At 38.4% G+C, this 18,566-nt stretch carries 18 protein-coding genes; 14 read left to right on the forward strand and 4 right to left on the reverse strand.

All coding sequences use genetic code 11. The features are described 5' to 3' along the window. The first annotated feature begins 3 nt into the window (after window positions 1-3). The 14 genes from J0N78_RS17290 (at window position 4) to J0N78_RS17355 (ending at window position 15,076) form a co-directional block, all read left to right on the forward strand. Window positions 4-888, forward strand: a complete 885-nt coding sequence (locus tag J0N78_RS17290; RefSeq protein WP_209124317.1) for a branched-chain amino acid ABC transporter permease — start codon at window positions 4-6, stop codon at window positions 886-888. Between the two features lie 4 nt (window positions 889-892). After that, on the forward strand, window positions 893-1,954 hold the full coding sequence (locus tag J0N78_RS17295) for a branched-chain amino acid ABC transporter permease (protein WP_209124318.1): 1,062 nt from the start codon (window positions 893-895) through the stop codon (window positions 1,952-1,954). 106 nt (window positions 1,955-2,060) lie between these two features. After that, complete coding sequence (locus J0N78_RS17300; RefSeq protein ID WP_209124319.1) at window positions 2,061-3,335, forward strand: ABC transporter substrate-binding protein; 1,275 nt, start codon at window positions 2,061-2,063, stop codon at window positions 3,333-3,335. Between the two features lie 75 nt (window positions 3,336-3,410). Then, a complete protein-coding gene (locus J0N78_RS17305; protein WP_209124320.1) occupies window positions 3,411-4,199 on the forward strand; it encodes an ABC transporter ATP-binding protein in 789 nt (262 codons plus the stop codon). A 153-nt stretch (window positions 4,200-4,352) separates the two neighbouring features. Next, the gene (locus J0N78_RS17310) at window positions 4,353-5,519 is read left to right on the forward strand and encodes an acyl-CoA dehydrogenase family protein (protein WP_209124321.1); all 1,167 of its coding nucleotides are present in this window, start codon (window positions 4,353-4,355) and stop codon (window positions 5,517-5,519) included. Window positions 5,520-5,579: 60 nt separating this feature from the next. After that, entirely contained in the window at window positions 5,580-7,223 is a 1,644-nt protein-coding gene (locus J0N78_RS17315) for an AMP-binding protein (RefSeq protein ID WP_209124341.1), read from the forward strand. Between the two features lie 101 nt (window positions 7,224-7,324). Further along, on the forward strand, window positions 7,325-8,680 hold the full coding sequence (gene accC, locus J0N78_RS17320; RefSeq protein ID WP_209124322.1) for an acetyl-CoA carboxylase biotin carboxylase subunit: 1,356 nt from the start codon (window positions 7,325-7,327) through the stop codon (window positions 8,678-8,680). A gap of 16 nt (window positions 8,681-8,696) precedes the next feature. Beyond that, complete coding sequence (locus J0N78_RS17325) at window positions 8,697-8,909, forward strand: acetyl-CoA carboxylase biotin carboxyl carrier protein subunit (RefSeq protein ID WP_209124323.1); 213 nt, start codon at window positions 8,697-8,699, stop codon at window positions 8,907-8,909. Between the two features lie 22 nt (window positions 8,910-8,931). Further along, window positions 8,932-9,861: a hydroxymethylglutaryl-CoA lyase gene (locus J0N78_RS17330; protein WP_209124324.1), complete on the forward strand. Its 930-nt coding sequence runs from the start codon at window positions 8,932-8,934 to the stop codon at window positions 9,859-9,861. A gap of 3 nt (window positions 9,862-9,864) precedes the next feature. Beyond that, window positions 9,865-10,647, forward strand: coding sequence for an enoyl-CoA hydratase (locus J0N78_RS17335; protein ID WP_209124325.1), 783 nt, complete (start codon window positions 9,865-9,867; stop codon window positions 10,645-10,647). Between the two features lie 15 nt (window positions 10,648-10,662). Continuing rightward, on the forward strand, window positions 10,663-12,192 hold the full coding sequence (locus J0N78_RS17340) for an acyl-CoA carboxylase subunit beta (protein ID WP_209124326.1): 1,530 nt from the start codon (window positions 10,663-10,665) through the stop codon (window positions 12,190-12,192). A gap of 92 nt (window positions 12,193-12,284) precedes the next feature. Continuing rightward, a complete protein-coding gene (locus J0N78_RS17345; protein ID WP_209124327.1) occupies window positions 12,285-14,225 on the forward strand; it encodes an AMP-binding protein in 1,941 nt (646 codons plus the stop codon). A gap of 129 nt (window positions 14,226-14,354) precedes the next feature. Then, on the forward strand, window positions 14,355-14,567 hold the full coding sequence (locus tag J0N78_RS17350; RefSeq protein ID WP_075387538.1) for an alpha/beta-type small acid-soluble spore protein: 213 nt from the start codon (window positions 14,355-14,357) through the stop codon (window positions 14,565-14,567). Window positions 14,568-14,827: 260 nt separating this feature from the next. Then, window positions 14,828-15,076: a hypothetical protein gene (locus J0N78_RS17355; protein WP_209124328.1), complete on the forward strand. Its 249-nt coding sequence runs from the start codon at window positions 14,828-14,830 to the stop codon at window positions 15,074-15,076. A 220-nt stretch (window positions 15,077-15,296) separates the two neighbouring features. On the opposite strand, the gene J0N78_RS17360 is transcribed toward J0N78_RS17355, so the two are convergent. From J0N78_RS17360 to J0N78_RS17375, 4 genes are all read right to left on the reverse strand, one after another. Continuing rightward, window positions 15,297-16,394 (reverse strand): ABC transporter ATP-binding protein, encoded by a 1,098-nt coding sequence (locus tag J0N78_RS17360; protein WP_209124329.1) that lies wholly within the window; start codon window positions 16,392-16,394, stop codon window positions 15,297-15,299. A 114-nt stretch (window positions 16,395-16,508) separates the two neighbouring features. Next, window positions 16,509-17,405: a PucR family transcriptional regulator gene (locus J0N78_RS17365; RefSeq protein WP_209124330.1), complete on the reverse strand. Its 897-nt coding sequence runs from the start codon at window positions 17,403-17,405 to the stop codon at window positions 16,509-16,511. An 81-nt stretch (window positions 17,406-17,486) separates the two neighbouring features. After that, window positions 17,487-17,684: a hypothetical protein gene (locus J0N78_RS17370; protein WP_209124344.1), complete on the reverse strand. Its 198-nt coding sequence runs from the start codon at window positions 17,682-17,684 to the stop codon at window positions 17,487-17,489. 333 nt (window positions 17,685-18,017) lie between these two features. Then, the gene (locus J0N78_RS17375) at window positions 18,018-18,233 is read right to left on the reverse strand and encodes a DUF5342 family protein (RefSeq protein ID WP_209124331.1); all 216 of its coding nucleotides are present in this window, start codon (window positions 18,231-18,233) and stop codon (window positions 18,018-18,020) included. Window positions 18,234-18,566: the final 333 nt, after the last annotated feature.

Here is an 18,566-nt window from a genome sequence, read left to right on the forward strand (position 1 = left end):
AGTATGAGCTTTTTCTTGCAACTACTCATAACCGGTGTTGTTGTTGGTAGTATTTACGCATTAGTTGCTTTAGGATTTGTCCTTATTTATAAAGCAAGTGATGCACTGAATCTAGCAAACGGTGAACTCGTTTTAATTGGTTCATATATTTGTCTTACTCTAGTCGCAGTATATAAAATTCCATTTATTATCGCAGTATTAATTACCCTAGTGTTCAATGCCCTTCTAGGAATGGCAATTGAGCGAGTCGTACTAAGACCTCTAATAAATGCTCCAGTCATCTCAGTCATAATGGCAACCATTGGTTTAGCTAGCTTGTTAACTGGTTTAGTTCATATGATTTGGGGACATCAAACAAAATCGTACCCACCAATTTTTTCACAAACTCCTATTCGGATGGGAGAAATCATTATCGCTCCTGTATACTTATGGTCATTTATTATCGTTATGGCTTTACTTGTTATTTTTACAATCTTTTTCAAATACTCCAAAATGGGTCTAGCAATGCGAGCGGTTGCAGATGATCAAATGGCTGCACTGTCGATGGGCATTAGTGTTAAATCTGTTTATGCAATCACTTGGGGGATTGCAGCATTAGTTGCAGCTGTAGGTGGAGTTTTACTAGGTAATATCAATGGCGTTAACGCTTCTATGGCAACGATCGGTCTCGCTGTACTCCCAGTTGTAATTTTAGGGGGGTTAGATAGTATTCCAGGTGCAATTATTGGCGGGTTCATTATTGGGATTATCCAAAATTTAGCTGCAGGTTATTTGCAACCTATCTTTGGAGGGGGATTAAAGGAAGTAATCCCATTCATTATTGTAACGATAATATTAATGCTTAAACCAAATGGTCTCTTTGGTAAAGGCGGAATAGAAAGGGTGTGAATAAATGAGGAATCCATTCGTGATGGAATGTGGAAACTACAAGACGAGTTATAGTAAAGATATGGAACTATTTCGTACGCCACAAATGAAATTAAGGATGTTAGTTATTGTCGTTTTACTATTTTTGTTTCCGTTAATAGCCTCCAATTATGTAGTTGGTTTAGCTACATTATGTGCAATTGCTGTTATTGGAGCAATAGGGTTAAATATTTTAACTGGATTTACAGGCCAAATATCAGTAGGGGTTGGTGCCTTCTTAGCCGTAGGTGGATACACTTCAGCTATATTAACAATGACGCTAGGGTGGAGTTTTTGGATTGCACTACCGCTCGCTGGATTAGTTACTGCAGTTATTGGAGGGTTGTTCGGAATTCCATCTTTAAGGCTAAAAGGCTTATATTTAGCAATCGCAACATTAGCAGCCCAAGTGGTTATTCTTTGGATCATTGGTCGTTGGAGTAGCTTAACAGGTGGAGGAGCAGGGATGGTATTAAATCGCCCATCTATTGGAGGATTTTCGTTCGCTAGCCACAACAGTTACTATTTCCTGTGTTTATCGATTGCAGTATTGACGACGATTTATGCGCTTAATTTATTTCGAACACGAGCGGGTCGTGCGTTTCTAGCGGTGCGTGACAGAGACGTTGCTGCACAAATAATGGGTATTAACTTATTTAGCTACAAAGTGATGTCGTTTGCGATAAGCTCATTTATCGTTGGAATTGCTGGAGCACTTCTTGCCCATTACACGATGGTCGTAACAGTAGAACTTTATAGTATTCAGGTGTCTATTCAGTACTTAGCGATGATTTTAGTTGGTGGATTAGGTAGCGTATTTGGCGCTATATTAGGAGCTATTTTTATCACCTTATTACCTGTTGGTTTAGGGTATATGGTTGAATTCCTGATGATTTACATGCCCAATGCCTACCATTTACTTACGTCATTTCGTGAATTTGTCTTCGGATTAGTCATCATTTTGTTCTTAATTTTTGAGCCTGGTGGCTTAGTCCACATTTGGAATAACATAAAAAATTATTTCAGGCTATGGCCATTTTCTTATTAAAACTTTTCAACTACTACTAAAATCTTAAAAAAATGGTTCCGAAGTCTCTTACATAAAGGAGATCTTCATCCAATAAAAAGATGTATCAATTTAAGGGGGAAATGAAATGAGAAAAAGTCATTGGAGAAAAACGATGGCAACAGTTGCAACTTCAGTACTTGCCTTAGGGTTACTTGCAGGATGTGGAGGAAATGAAGCATCAAGTGATACATCAAATGACGCTGATTCAGAAAAAGTGATTAAATTAGGTGGACTTTTTGATGAGACTGGAGCTACTGGGGATGTAGGTGCTCCTTATGCAGAAGGAGAGAGGGCTTACTTTGAATACCTCAATTCAAAGGGTGGAGTAGACGGGTACAAAATCGACTTTATTGGTGAAGACTATGCCTATGATACGAGCAGAGCCCAACAAGTATATCAATCATTAAGAGACCGTCATGAAGTTGCTGCTGTTTTAGGGTGGGGAACAGCGGATACAGAAGCGTTACGTCAACAAATCATTAATGATAAAATTCCATTTTTCTCAGCTTCATATTCTGAAAATTTAAAAGATACTGGAAGTGAAAGTGGATTTAACTTCCTCGTAGCTGCAAGTTATTCAGATCAAGGGCGAGCGATGCTGGAATGGATAAAAGAAAATCATAAAGGATCATCTCCTGCCACTGTAGCCTTAATCTATCAAGGAGGACATCCGTTTAGTGAGTCCCCAATTCAAGATATGAAAGATTACGCTGCAGAGCATTTAGAGGGTGTCGTCGAAATTGTTCCAGATATTCAAATTGAACTTGGTGATACAGACCCGCAAACCACACTACAATCATGGGCAAGAAGCAATGAAGTTCCAGATTATGCGATCATTAACTATACTTGGAACCAAACGCGAAACGTAGTTCGTGATGGTAAACAGCTTGGATGGGATACTCAATTTATGGGATTAAACTGGACAGCTGGTGAAGGATTAATTCCTAGTGGAGATGACAACCAGCAATGGGTTGACGCTTTAGATGGCTATATTGGGGTATTAACTCATGCTTTCCCGACAGAAGACCTTCCTGGTATGGAGCCAATTGTTGAATATTTGGAGTCAAAAGGTAAAACAGTTGAGGACATCAACCAAAAGTTCGTTCAAGGTTGGGCAACGGCCTCAATTATGGCAGAAGCAATTAGACTTACGATTGCTGAAACTGGTGGTGAAGTGACAGGCTCAGACATTCGAGCAGCAATTGAATCGATCGATAACTTCGAATTAGGTGGATTAGGTGCAAATGTTTCTTTCGCTCCTGATAATCATGCAGGTACAGACAAAATCCGCTTAGGTCAACTTAATAATGGAGAGTGGAACATAATAACTGACTACTTCGGTGTAAGTGATTATCGATAAAATTAGATTAGAGAGGGTACTTCCCGTTTAGTACTCTCTCTTCCAAAGTGATTTAGAAATAAAGGAGGGTACAGTATGCTCCGTCTAAACAATATTGAGGTTGTATATAACAAAATCATTCTAGCAATCAAAGGAATGTCCCTAGAAGTTCCTGATGGAAAAATAGTTGCGCTTTTAGGTAGTAATGGTGCAGGTAAATCCACGACATTGAAAGCAATCTCAGGATTATTAAAAAGTGAGGGGGGGCAAGTAACAGACGGCTACATTGAATTTGAAGGGGAAAAGATTAGTGGAATTGACCCGGATAAAATAGTGAAAAAAGGTGTTTTTCAATGTATAGAAGGAAGAAGAGTATTTAAGCATCTGACGGTCGAAGAGAACTTACTAGCGGGAGCTTATACGAGAAAAGACCGAAAAAATATTCAAGGTGATTTAGATAGAGTGTATCATTACTTTCCAAAATTAAATTCACTTAGAAGTAGAGCGTCTGGCCTTCTATCAGGTGGAGAGCAGCAGATGCTTGCTATAGGTAGAGGAATTATGGCAAAGCCAAAGATCTTATTATTAGATGAGCCATCCCTTGGAATTGCACCACTCCTAGTTAAAGAAATATTTCAAAATATTAAACAGATTAACCAAGAAGAAGGGACTTCGATCCTCGTTGTTGAGCAAAATGCAAATGTTGCTCTTTCTATAGCGGATTTTGGTTACATTATGGAAAATGGCAGGATTGTAATGGAAGGGCCTGTTGATCAGTTACTATCGAATGAAGGGGTTCGCGAATCCTATTTAGGTATGAACAAAGAAGGAAAGAAAAGTTTTCGTGAAGTAAAGTCGTATAAAAAAATCAAACGATGGGTTTAAGAAAGTCATTTTTTATTGAGAGAAATAGTATGTATGAAGAGGTAATTAATTTTAAAGAGGTTTCATAGTGTAACTATCTAGCAATCTCTTTTTTTCTAAAAAAGTTGAACAATTGCTCAGTTTCATAAAAATGAATTTTAGGAGGCCAATAATATGAATTTTGAATTAACGAAGGAGCAACAAATGATCCGTGACATGGTGAGGGACTTTGCTCAAAATGAGGTAGCTCCAAAAGCAGAACATGTAGATAAAACAGCAGAATTTCCAATTGAAACATTTAAAAAAATGGGTAAATTGGGAATGCTTGGTATTCTGTTCCCAGAGAAGTATGGTGGGTCTGGTGGGGATACAATTTCTTACGCATTAGCTGTTGAAGAAATCGGGCGTGCTTGTGGAAGTACAGGGCTAAGTTATGCAGCAGCTGTTTCATTAGGGGCAAGTCCTATTTATTACTTTGGTACAGAAAAGCAAAAGCAAGATCACCTCGTTCCGCTTGCTTCAGGAGAAGCATTAGGTTCATTTGGTCTGACAGAACCAAATGCTGGGTCAGATGCAGGTGGTACGCAAACTCGTGCTGTTATTGAAGGAAATGAATATGTGATTAATGGCGAAAAGTGCTGGATTACAAACGCTGGGTATGCAAGAACTGTAATTGTGACAGCTGTAACAGGTAAAGATGCGAAAGGTAAAAATATTATCTCAGCAATCATTGTTCCAACAGGGACACCTGGTTTTACAATCAATAGTAATTATGAAAAGATGGGGGTTCGCGGTTCAAACACTTCTGAACTAATATTAGAAGATGTTCGTGTTCCGACTGAAAACCTTTTAGGTGATCCACAAGGAGGGTTCAAGCAATTTCTATATACACTTGATGGAGGGCGTATTTCTATTGCAGCATTAGCTGTTGGTATAGCTCAAGGTGCTTTTGATAAAGCATTGAAATATTCAAAAGAAAGAAAACAGTTTAGGCAATCGATTTCGAACTTCCAAGCGATCCAGTTTAAGCTTGCAGACATGGCAATGGAAATAGAACTTGCAAGAAATATGGTGATGAAAGCTGCATGGTTAAAAGATCAAGTGAAACCATTCTCAAAAGAAGCAGCATATGCAAAATTGTTTGCTTCTGAAATGGCTACTCGAGTTTGTAATCAAGCGATCCAAATTCATGGTGGGTACGGTTACATGCGTGAATATGAAGTAGAAAGAATGCTACGAGACGCAAAGTTAATGGAAATAGGCGAAGGAACATCTGAAATACAACGACTAGTTATCGCTCGTCATTTAGGGTGTGGTGAAAAAGCAAGAGTAAAAGCGTAAGAGAAAACATAGAAGTAATAGTGATTATATTTAAAGGAGGAATAAGAGTTGGCGGAGTTAATGAATGTAACGGTTGGAAGATTGCTAGAAGAGGTAGCAGAAAAACAACCAAATCATGAGGCTGTCGTTTACCCTGATCGAGGTTTACGTTACACGTATAGACAGTTTGACGATTTATGTCGTCAAGTTGCAAAAGGACTAATAAAACTTGGAGTTGAACGTGGAGAGAATGTAGCGATTTGGTCAACAAATAAACCTGAGTGGTTAACTTCTCAATTTGCAACAGGAAAAATGGGCGCGGTATTAGTTACAGTTAATACGAACTATCGAACGGCTGAACTAGAATACTTGCTAAAACAATCTGATTCAACAACATTAATTTTAATGGAAACTTACCGTGGTGCTTCGTATACAGATATGTTATATGAAATCCTTCCTGAGTTGAAGAGTTCAGAGCCTGGAAAATTACAATCAAAAAAGCTTCCCTATTTGAAAAATATTATTTTTCTAGGAGAGGACCGCAAACCAGGTATGTATTTGTGGTCAGATATTTTAGCAATGGGGGACCAAGTGACGGATGCAGAATTAGATAAGCGATTAAATTCACTTGAACCAGATGACGTAATAAATATGCAATACACGTCTGGGACAACTGGATTTCCTAAAGGAGTTATGCTCACTCATAACAACTTAGTTAATAATGCTATCAATATTGCAGAGTGTATGAATTTAACAGCGAATGACCGGATGTGTATCCCTGTTCCATTCTTCCATTGTTTTGGTTGTGTTCTTGGGACGATGGCATGCGTAACGGTCGGAGCGACAATGGTGCCAATTCAGGAATTTGAACCCATGCAAGTTCTAGAAGCGGTTCAGGACGAAAAGTGTACGGCATTACACGGTGTCCCAACGATGTTTATTGCAGAGTTGAATGATAAGGCTTTTGAAAAATATAATTTATCTTCATTACGTACGGGAATTATGGCGGGTTCGAATTGTCCGATTGAAGTGATGAAAGCAGTAATTGACCGGATGGGGGCATCAGAGATTACGATTGCCTATGGGCAGACAGAATCTTCACCAGTTATTACACAAACCCGTGTCAATGATTCTTTAGAACGTCGAGTAGAAACTGTTGGCCGTGCCTTACCAAATGTCGAAGTGAAAATTGTTCAACCTGGTACAGAAACGGAAGTTCCTCGTGGAATTCAAGGAGAACTTTGTACACGTGGATATCATGTCATGAAAGGTTACTATAAAAATCCTGAAGCAACAGCTGCTGCAATTACCGAAGATGGTTGGCTTCATACAGGGGATTTGGCCGTTATGGATGATGACGGGTATTGCAGTATTACAGGACGTCTTAAAGATATGATCATTCGGGGTGGGGAGAACATTTATCCTCGTGAAATTGAAGAATTTTTATATCAGCACCCAAAAGTATTAGATGTACAGGTAGTTGGAGTACCTGATCCAAAATATGGAGAAGAAGTTTCGGCTTGGATTGTATTAAAAGAAGGAGAAACGGCTACTCCTGACGAAATACGTAATTATTGTGAAGGGAAAATTTCTCGGTATAAGATTCCTCGCTACATTGAATTTGTTTCAGAGTATCCGATGACGGCGTCTGGAAAAATTCAAAAATTCAAACTTCGTGAAATGGCATTGGACAGTTTTAGTATTTCCGAGTCAACAGAAGTTTAATATTTTGAAAGCGTTATCAAATACTGAAGAACCTTGTCGAAAAGGAGGTTCTTCAGTCATTTCCTTTACTAGCTTATTAAATGATTAAAGAGGTGAGGCCATTGTTTCAAAAGGTATTAATAGCGAACCGTGGAGAAATTGCATTACGTATTATTCGTACGTGCCAACGTTTAGGAATTCAAACTGTAGCCGTTTATTCTGAAGCCGATGCAGAATCACTCCATGTGAAACAAGCTGATGAAGCGTATTTAATTGGAAAACCGCGAGTCAATGAAAGTTACTTGAATATGGAAGTTATTCTTGAAAAAGCAAAAGAAGCAGGCGTAGATGCTATTCATCCAGGATATGGATTGTTATCTGAAAATAGTAACTTTGCAAAAAGATGTAAGGAAGAAGGAATAACGTTTATTGGGCCTTCTCCTGAAGTCATCGCAAGTATGGGAAGTAAAATTGAAGCAAGAAAAGCAATGGAAAAAGCAGGTGTTCCTGTTGTGCCTGGGATTACTAGACCACTTGCTGATGTAGAAGAAGCTGTAAAACTTGCTAATGAAATTGGCTATCCAGTCATGTTAAAAGCTTCTGCTGGTGGTGGCGGTATTGGGATGCAGGTAGTCAGAAGTGATGAAGAAGCACAAAAAGCATATGAAGGAAACCAAAAACGTGCGACTGATTTCTTCGGTGATGGAGCGATGTATATTGAAAAATTTGTAGAAAACCCACGCCATATCGAAATACAAATTTTAGCGGACCAAGCTGGAAATACATTGTATCTCTGGGAAAGAGATTGCTCAGTACAAAGACGCCATCAAAAAGTCGTTGAAGAAGCACCTTCTCCATTTTTAGATGAAGCAACTCGTAAAAAAATGGGTGAAGCTGCAGTTCGAGCTGCAAAAGCGATTGGATACGAAAATGCAGGAACAATTGAGTTTTTAGTTGATGAGGATAAAAATTTCTATTTTCTTGAAATGAATACGAGATTGCAAGTTGAACATCCAGTAACTGAAGAAATAACAGGTCTAGATCTCGTTGAACAACAGCTGAAAATTGCTTCTGGACAAATACTTGAATTACAGCAGGAAGAAGTAAAAAGACATGGGCATGCAATCGAAGTGCGAATTTATGCAGAAGATCCAAAAACATTTTTCCCATCTCCAGGAAAAATAACGGCTTTTCAATTGCCTGTGCAGCCGTTTGTCAGAAATGAGTGTGCAGTGAGCGAACACTCAGTTGTCACTCCATTTTATGATCCGATGATTGCGAAGTTAATCGTTAAAGGTGAAGACCGGGAAGAGGCAATTGAATATTTACAACAAGCTCTAAAGAATTATGTTGTTGAAGGAATTAAAACGAACATACCGATGCTTCAACAAGTTGTCGAGCATCCTTCATTTATCATAGGAGATGTCACAACAAACTTCATAGCTGAAAAATTACAAAATAAACCAATCAAAAAATAATTTAGGAGGAATTAAGATGAGTCAAGTAATTTCAAATATGGCAGGGAACCTTTGGAAACTATTAGTTCAAGTAGGAGATCAAGTGGAAGAGGGCCAAGACATTGCTATTTTAGAATCTATGAAAATGGAAATTCCAATTGTAGCCGAAGTGAGCGGAACAGTTAAAGAGGTGTTAAAACAAGAGGGTGACTTTGTTGATGAAGGTGAAGGATTAATCGTTTTGGAATAGTACAGGTACGAGGAGGAAAGCTATGAAATTTCCTGAAAAGATTACGTTGAAGGAAGTAGGACCACGAGACGGTTTGCAAAACGAAAAGACTTTTATTTCAACAGAAGATAAAGTCGAATGGATTAATATGCTATCCGATACAGGGCTTTCTTACGTTGAAATCACATCTTTCGTTCATCCTAAGTGGATCCCAGCACTTGCAGATGCTGTTGATGTAGCAAAAAAGATCAAGCGCAACAAAGAAATCACATATGCTGCTCTTGTGCCGAATGAAAAAGGACTATACCGTGCGTTAGAAGCCGATATCGATGAAGTTGCGGTTTTTATGTCCGCAAGTGAAACACATAATCAAAAAAATATTAATAAATCCATAGACGATACGTTTAACGTCCTTCGACATGTTGTACACGAAGCTAAAGCGAGTGGAAAAACGACGAGAGGGTATGTTTCGACGGTTTTTGGTTGTCCGTATGAAAAAGCTGTTTCCATCGATCAAGTCATTAAAATATCTGATAACTTGTTTGAGATGGGAATTGATGAGTTGTCACTAGGTGATACGATCGGGGTTGGTAATCCAGCTCAAGTGCAGCGCATTTTAGAAGAGCTTCTCAAAAGATTTCCTGCTAATCAGCTAGCTATGCATTTTCACGATACGAGAGGTACGGCCATAGCTAATATTTTAGCTTCTTTAGATATGGGGATCACAAAATTCGATTCCGCTGTAGGAGGTTTAGGTGGCTGTCCGTATGCTCCAGGTGCTTCAGGTAATGTTGCTACAGAAGATTTACTTTACATGCTTAATGAGATGCAGGTTGAGACAGGTATTAATTTAGATCGCCTACTTCAGGCTGCACAGTGGGTTGAGAAAAAGGTAGGTCGGTCTTTACCAAGTCGAAACCTACAAGTAGCTAAAGCAAGCACCAATCAAGAGTGTAATCGTAAGGGGGACTAAATGTTGGAAAAAAAAGTGTTATTGACGATCGATGATACAGGAATAGCTCAAATTACCCTTGATCGTCCTGAAGCAGCAAATGCTTTATCTCTTCAAATGCTATATGAGCTACATGAAGCTATTCAAGAAGTAAAATATAACCCCAAAGTACGTTGTGTTGTCATAAAAGCAACAGGTGAAAAAGTATTTTGTGCTGGAGCTGACCTTAAAGAACGAGCAGGGATGGACCCCGTTCAAGTGAAAAAAACAGTAGCACTTATCCGAGGAAACATTAATGATATAGAAGCACTCCCGCAACCCGTCATTTGTGCATTGAACGGAAGTGCATTTGGTGGAGGACTTGAGCTTGCATTAGCATGCGATATTCGGATTGCTGCTGATCACATTAAACTAGGATTAACAGAAACCTCCCTTGCCATCATTCCAGGTGCTGGAGGAACGCAACGTCTCCCAAGGCTGATTGGTAAAGGGAAAGCAAAAGAACTCATCTATACAGCAAAACGGGTAGATGCTGCTGAAGCTGAAAAAATCGGATTAGTAGAGTATGTTGTTCCATTAGAATACTTAGAACAAAAGGTGAGTGAAATTACTTCACAAATAGCAAAAAATGGACCCATTGCCTTGCAACAAGCAAAGTACGCAATTGATAAAGGATTAGAAGTCGATTTACAAACTGGTTTAGCAATTGAGCAAAAAGCATATGAAGTAACGATTCCAACGAAGGATCGCATCGAAGGGTTAACGGCTTTTAAAGAAAAGCGTATACCTAATTATACTGGGGAATAGAGGAGGCGACCTAGCATGTCATTTGAAGAAGAATTGCAAGAACGAATAGAAATAATAAAAAAGGGTGGCGCGGTAAAATATCATGAGAACAATGCGGCAAAAGGAAAGTTATTCGTTCGGGAAAGACTTGAACTTTTATTTGATGACGGATTAAACATAGAAGATGGATTTTTTGCTAATTGCACGGCTGAAGGACTTCCAGCAGACGGTGTTGTTACTGGAATAGGTAAGATTAATGGTGAAATGGTTTGTGTAATGGCAAATGACTCAACAATTAAAGTGGGTTCATGGGGATCAAGAACTGTTGAGAAAATCATTCGTATTCAAGAGACAGCAGAAAAATTAAATGTACCAATGTTATATTTAGTAGACTCCGCAGGGGCCAGGATTACGGATCAAGTCGAAATGTTTCCAGGACGGCGTGGAGCTGGAAGAATATTTTACAATCAAGTTAAGCTTTCAGGACGGGTTCCCCAAATTTGTTTGTTATTCGGGCCATCAGCTGCAGGTGGAGCATATATTCCTGCATTTTGCGATATCGTAATTATGGTCGATGGTAACGCTTCAATGTATCTAGGATCTCCGCGGATGGCTGAAATGGTGATTGGTGAAAAAGTAACATTAGAGGAAATGGGTGGTGCGAAAATGCACTGCTCGGTATCTGGTTGCGGCGACATTTTAGCGAAAACGGAACAAGTAGCGATTGAAATGGCAAGACAATATTTATCTTATTTCCCTGCTAACTTTGGTGAAGATGCACCAGTTAAAGAACCAGTGCCTCCAAAAGCTTTTGATAAAACGTTAGAGGAAATTATCCCGCAAAATCAAAATGCGCCATTTAATATGCATGATCTAATTCAGCGTATTATTGATGAAGGTACGTTTTTTGAAATTAAAAAATTGTTTGCTCAAGAGTTGATCACTGGGTTAGCTAGAATAAATGGTCAGCCGGTAGGAATTATTGCAAACCAGCCAAGAATGAAGGGTGGAGTGCTTTTTCACGATTCAGCGGATAAAGCAGCTAAGTTTATTAACCTATGTGATGCTTATAATATTCCGTTACTATTCTTAGCAGATATTCCTGGATTTATGATTGGTACGAAAGTAGAACGTGCTGGAATTATTCGCCATGGGGCAAAAATGATTTCAGCGATGAGTGAAGCAACGGTACCGAAGATTTCAATTATTGTCCGAAAGGCTTATGGAGCTGGGTTATATGCGATGGCTGGTCCAGCATTTGAACCAGATTGCTGCTTAGCACTTCCGAATGCTCAAATAGCAGTAATGGGTCCTGAAGCTGCTGTAAACGCGGTTTATGCAAATAAAATTGCAGAGCTTTCAGAAGAAGAACGTCCTGATTTTGTCGCTAAAAAGCGTGAAGAGTATAAAGAAAATATTGATATTTACCGATTGGCTTCTGAAATGGTCATTGATGGTATTGTGCCAGCTAACTCATTACGAGCTGAGTTATCGCAGCGATTTGAAGCTTATATGACTAAATACGTAGTATTCACTCACCGTAAACATCCTGTATATCCAGTATAAAAAATGATGCCAGGCACCTTCAACACTTTAATGTAGTGAAGGTGTCTGGCACTTCCAAGTATTTAGTAAATAATATCAAAGGAGGATTTCACATGAGTGTAGCTTGGAAACCGTCAGAAGAAATGATGAAGTCAACTCGTCTTTACCAATGGATGGAGCAATTAGGTTATACAGATTATGAAGCTTTTCTGAGCGCTTCTACTAATGATATTGCTTGGTTTTGGAAAGAAGCAGAAAAAGCGTTAAATATTGATTGGTATGAGCCTTATAAGGAAACGCTAAACCTTGAGAATGGTATTAAATGGCCAAATTGGTTTGTTGGCGGAAGGCTAAATACTGCCTACAATACAGTTGAAGCTTGGGCTGAAAAAGAAGAAACAACCGATTCTAAAGCAATCGTATGGGAAAGTGAAGATGGAGTTGTTCAAACGTATACCTATGCCGAATTAAAAGAAGCTATTGCTCGAGTTGCGAATGGGTTTAAAAAGCAAGGTTTAAAAAAAGGGGATGTTATTGCTATTTATATGCCGATGCTACCAGAAACGGTAATTGCGATGATGGCAGCAGTAAAAATTGGGGCCATTTATTCTCCGATTTTCTCAGGATATGGTACTGAAGCGGTAGCAACACGATTAAATGCAGCTGAAGCTAAAATGATTGTAACAGCTGACGGCTTTTTACGGAGAGGTCGTCCGGTTGCGATGAAAGAAGAAGCGGATCGAGCAGTTGAAAAGTCTCCATCAATTGATAAAGTCATCGTTTTTCGCCGTCTAGAAAGAGAAATTCCTTGGAATAAAACAAAAGATGTAGATTGGAAAGATATATTGAAAGAGCAACCGTTAAATGAGACTCTTTCAATGGATAGTGCCGATCCACTAATGCTTATTTATACTTCTGGAACGACAGGCCGTCCTAAAGGGGCAGTACATACACATGCTGGCTTTCCAATTAAAGCCGCTTTTGATGCTGGTATTGGAATGGATGTCAAAAAAGGAGACACATTATTTTGGTTCACAGATATGGGCTGGATGATGGGACCCTTTTTAGTCTATGGTGGATTAATGAACGGAGCAACAATTCTTCTCTACGAGGGAACACCTGATTTCCCGAAGCCAGACCGCTTATGGGAAGTAGTTGCAAAGCATCAAGTCACCCATTTAGGGATATCCCCTACATTGATTCGTTCAATGATGAAGCATGGGGAAGAGTGGCCGAAAAAACATGATTTAAGTAATTTACGTGTTATAGCTTCTACCGGTGAACCGTGGAACCCTGAGCCATGGTTATGGCTCTTCGAAAAAGTAGGGGATTCAAAAATACCTATTTTTAATTATTCTGGAGGAACAGAAATTTCTGGTGGTATTTTAGGGAATGTTTTAGTTCGTGCGATTGGTCCAATCACATTTAATTCTCCTCTTCCAGGCATGGATGTAGATGTTTTTAATGAAAATGGAACCCCTGTTTTAAATGAAGTGGGGGAACTCGTAATTAAACAACCGTGGGTAGGAATGACTAAAGGTTTTTGGAAAGAGCCAGAACGTTATGAAGAAGCGTATTGGAGCAGGTGGAAGGACGTTTGGGTTCATGGTGATTGGGTAATCAAGGACACTGAAGGTTATTGGACCATTACTGGGCGATCTGATGATATTTTAAATGTTGCTGGAAAACGTCTAGGTCCAGCAGAAATTGAGTCAGTACTAGTGGAGCACCCGAATGTCGTAGAAGCAGGAACTATTGGTGTTCCGGATGATATCAAGGGAGAAGTTGCTGTTTGTTTTGTTGTGTTAAATAAAGAAGAAAAACAAGTAGACCAATTAAAAGCTGAGCTATTTCAACTCGTTGCTGATAAGATGGGAAAAGCCTTAAAACCGCAAGAAATTTATTTTGTAAAAGATTTACCGAAGACAAGAAACGCAAAGGTAATGCGCAGAGCCATAAAAGCAGCTTATTTAAACAAAGATGCAGGGGATCTTTCGTCTCTTGAAAATCCACAAGCTCTTACGGAAATAAATGAATTAAGGAAAAAGGCTTAAAACCTTATTTTTATCGAGTAGTTTTTATTCATTTTTTACAAAAAATTTACCTAAAATTACTAATAAAGATTGGTACATAGACTTGTCCAATTGAAACATACTATGCTTACAAAGAGGAGGTGAACACAAATGCCAACAAACAGAAGCAACAACTCAAATCAACTAGTAGTTCCTGGTGTACAACAAGCGCTAGACCAAATGAAGTATGAGATTGCTCAAGAGTTTGGTGTTCAACTTGGTCCTGATGCTACTTCTCGTGCAAACGGTTCAGTAGGTGGCGAAATTACAAAACGTTTAGTTCAAATGGCTGAACAACAAATGAGTGGTTTTCAACAACAATAATATATTTGGCTAAGGAAGAGGTGGATATCCATCTCTTCTTTTTAAGAAGACAAAAAAGTATAACTTTTCAGATGATGTCTAGCTACAGCGCCCACCGACTAGCGAGACTTCCTTCACCTCCGTACGATAAGTCAACATCGCCTCACTAACGTTCAACGTGTTTCCTTTATCTCCTGCGGTTCAGTCCAGTCCTTACGTCGGTAAACGGGCGCTTGCGCTTTTCTTAGAAAAACGACACACACTCTTAAGGAGCTAATGAAATGGATCACATTTGCCCTATTTGTAATGGATTGGAAGTAATTAGAGCAGCTTGTGAACGTTGTGGATGTTCTTTAGAAGATAAAGGTAGGTTAATGGATTACTTTGATGATTATAGTGCTTATGAAGATATTGACGGTATGAAAAAAGAAGACGGAATTTCAAATGACTATAAAAACAATCAATGTCCACACACTTTAACTTGTCCAAACTGTGGCTCAAACTCAATTATGCTTGTGGGTGAATGGTAACAAAGTGAGGTTGACTAATAAGTGTTCCTAGCTCATTGTACTATTAGCACTTTTAGTTCTCTTATTTTAACTTATGGATCAGCATTAACTTTCCTTGGTAATACGTTGATATTCAATAATAAAACATGAAATGATAGGAATGGGAATTGAAAAAGCACACGAACATAAAAGTAGTTGGTGTGCTTTTTCGTGTTTTAATTTTAACGTTTACCTGCCAATTTTAGTGGATGCGTTGTTCTGTTTCAGGGTTAAAAAAGTGAACTTTATTCATATCGAATGCGACATCAATGTTTTGTCCACTTTGAATATCAGTACGTGAATCGATACGGGCAACAACATCTTGATCACCTAGCTTGGAATATAAAATAGTTTCAGCTCCAAGTAGCTCGGCAACATCAATTTTAACTGTTACTTTTGATTCCGGTGATGATTCGATAAAAAGAAGTTCATCATGAATATCTTCTGGACGAATTCCTAAAATAACATCTTTATTGATAAATCCTTGATCTTTTAATGTTTTTAATTTCCCTTGAGGAATACGAACAGATATGTCATTTAGTTTGAAAAATTCACCTTCGATACGACCACTAATAAAGTTCATAGCAGGTGATCCAATAAAGCCGCCAACAAAAATATTTTCAGGGTTGTCATATACTTCTTTTGGTGTTCCAACTTGTTGAATAACACCATCCTTCATAATAACGATTCGTGTAGCCATCGTCATTGCTTCGGTTTGGTCATGTGTAACATAAATCGTAGTTGTTTGTAAACGTTGGTGAAGCTTAGTTATTTCTGCACGCATTTGTACACGAAGTTTTGCATCTAAATTCGATAATGGCTCATCCATTAAGAATACTTGTGGATCACGTACGATAGCACGACCAAGGGCAACACGTTGACGTTGTCCACCTGACATAGCCTTCGGTTTACGATCAAGCATTTCTTCTAAACCTAGAATTTTAGCTGCTTCCTTTACACGACGGTCAATCTCGTCTTTTTTAAATTTACGTAATTTCAAACCGAATGCCATATTATCATAAACATTCATGTGAGGATATAGTGCATAGTTTTGGAATACCATTGCGATGTCGCGATCTTTTGGTGCTACATCATTCATACGTTTTTCGCCAATAAAAAGATCACCTTTTGAGATGTCTTCTAGTCCTGCGATCATCCGTAAAGTTGTTGATTTACCACAACCAGATGGACCAACAAATACGATGAATTCTTTATCTTTAATATCTAAGTTAAAATCTGTTACGGCAGTTACATCACCATCATAAATTTTATACACATGATCTAATTTAATTTCAGCCATTTTTTATTCCCTCCAAGTTCTTATTAAGTAAGTTAATTGTAACCCCTTTCATTAGGACGAACAATTGGCAGCGTGAACAAAAAAATAAACTCTCTATTGTGCAAGGTGCACCAATTAGAGAGTTTGATAAATAAGAAGTGCAAGGTAAACCGATACTGCTTGGTCAAAATGTTTAATGTCGATTCCTGTTTTTTCAATAAATTTATCAATTCGATATTGTAGTGTATTTCGATGCATAAATAATTCTTTCGCGGCAAGAGAAGTGTTCAAGTTATTTTTAAAATAAACTTGAATCGTTTTAATTAGTTCTTTATCTAACTTCACTTCCTTTATTAGATGACTCGAAATCTTTCTTAGGTCTTCTAAAGGGACATGTTGGAGGAGCATATATGGTGTTGCTTCATAGTAATAGATGACTTGGTTTGATGTTGATAAGCTTTTAATTACAGCGAAACATTGATCTTCCCAAGCATATTGTTCTCTTGCTGTTGTAATGCTTGCAAGCTTTGATCCTATAAAAAAATGGATGTTAATAAAAAAGTCAGAGGTTAATGCGGCACTTAACTCCTCAAAATTGTCAGTTTCAATTGGTTGATCATTAAATAATTCTACAATGAGTCCTTCTTCGTTATTTTTCCAGATAATAATGATTTGGTGATCAGAGAAGCTATTAAAAAAAATATGATTCAATTCTGCGATGTTGTCGATTTCCTGACTCGTATGAAAATGAATAAATCGGAAATGTTTTGAATCAACCAAAGGCTCTTTTTCATCCGATGTTGTTAAATAATTCAGCCACTGTTTTTCTTTTACATTCAATTCAACAGGTTGAATTTTTGCTGGCTCTAAGATAATGTCTAACAGTGCAATATCATTACTGCTTACTTCGGTCAAATCAATTCCAAATATCTCACCTTGAGGAGTGAGATACCACTTAATATGATTAGGTAAAGAGGATTGGTAGTTTAAGTAAAAAGCGGATCCAAAACGATGTTCAAGTTCATTAATCATATGAATACTCCCTTATTTCTATAAATGACTGTACTATGCTTTATTGTACCAAAAAAAAGAAAGAGCCGAAGCTCCTTCTCCTTATTTCGTTTCTTCAGAATGGTACGGTGGATCTTCTTCAACGAGGTCGCGTGCTTCTTCAATTTCACCCGAATTATAATTCATACTGACGGTACCGCCACCGAGTCCTTCGTTAATCATTCGATCGACATCCATAAAGTAATTTGCACGGTCTTCATTAGCATTTTCATATTTATCCTTATTTTGATCTTTACTCAACTTTTATCCCTCCTTTAGTATTAACTTTTGAAGTTTCTATTAAGGTTATTCATTCTCTAAAACCTTTTGGAGTGAAAAAGATAATAAACGTCAAAAATCGCATTGGAAGTTGAAATCCAATGCGATTTTTTTGAAGAATAAGATAGTTTAAATTTCGAGGATGTCTAGCTTCAGGTGTCATCGGCTCGAGGTCGCTTCGGTCCATCAAGCGTGTCTAAAAGTCAAGACACTAATTGCTGACCCTCCAGCGCTTGTCGCCGATAAGCAGACACCTTGCGCTTTTCTTGATGTTCATATAATTTTTCTTTTTAAATTAACGGTTAATTGACTAGGTTAATGTTCCTCGTAAACATGATATAAAAATAAATCGTGGACTTGCATTTCTAATTGCTTTTTTTCCGCTTCTGTTGGAGTCGTTTCAGACCACTCAATCGCCCCATTTTTGTAATACATGCCACGAAAATAGTTCCCCTTATAAAAGAATGAAAATTCCCATTCTTGACGAACGAGGTTATTACGAAGTTCTTTCCATTGAAAATGTGAAATCATCAGCTTCTTCCCTTTCTTTTTGTACGTTTAGTAGAAGGAATATCGTCAGGGTTTTCATATTATGACTAAATATAAGCAGACACCTTCCGCTTTTCTTGTCTAGCTGCAGGTGTCATCGGCTCGAGGTCGCTTCGGTCCATCAAACGTGTCCAAAAGTCAGGACACTAATTGCTGGCCCTCCAGCGCTTGTCGCCGATAAGCGACACCTTCCGCTTTTCATGTCTAGCTGCAGCGGCCACCGACTAGTGAGACTTCCTTCACCGCCGTACGATAAGTCAACATCGGATCGCTAGCGCTTCTCCGTGTTTCCTTTATCTCCTGCGGTTCAGTCCA

The sequence above is a fragment of the Alkalihalobacillus sp. BA299 genome, assembly GCF_017745675.1.
Lineage (GTDB): Bacteria > Bacillota > Bacilli > Bacillales > Bacillaceae_F > Alkalihalobacterium.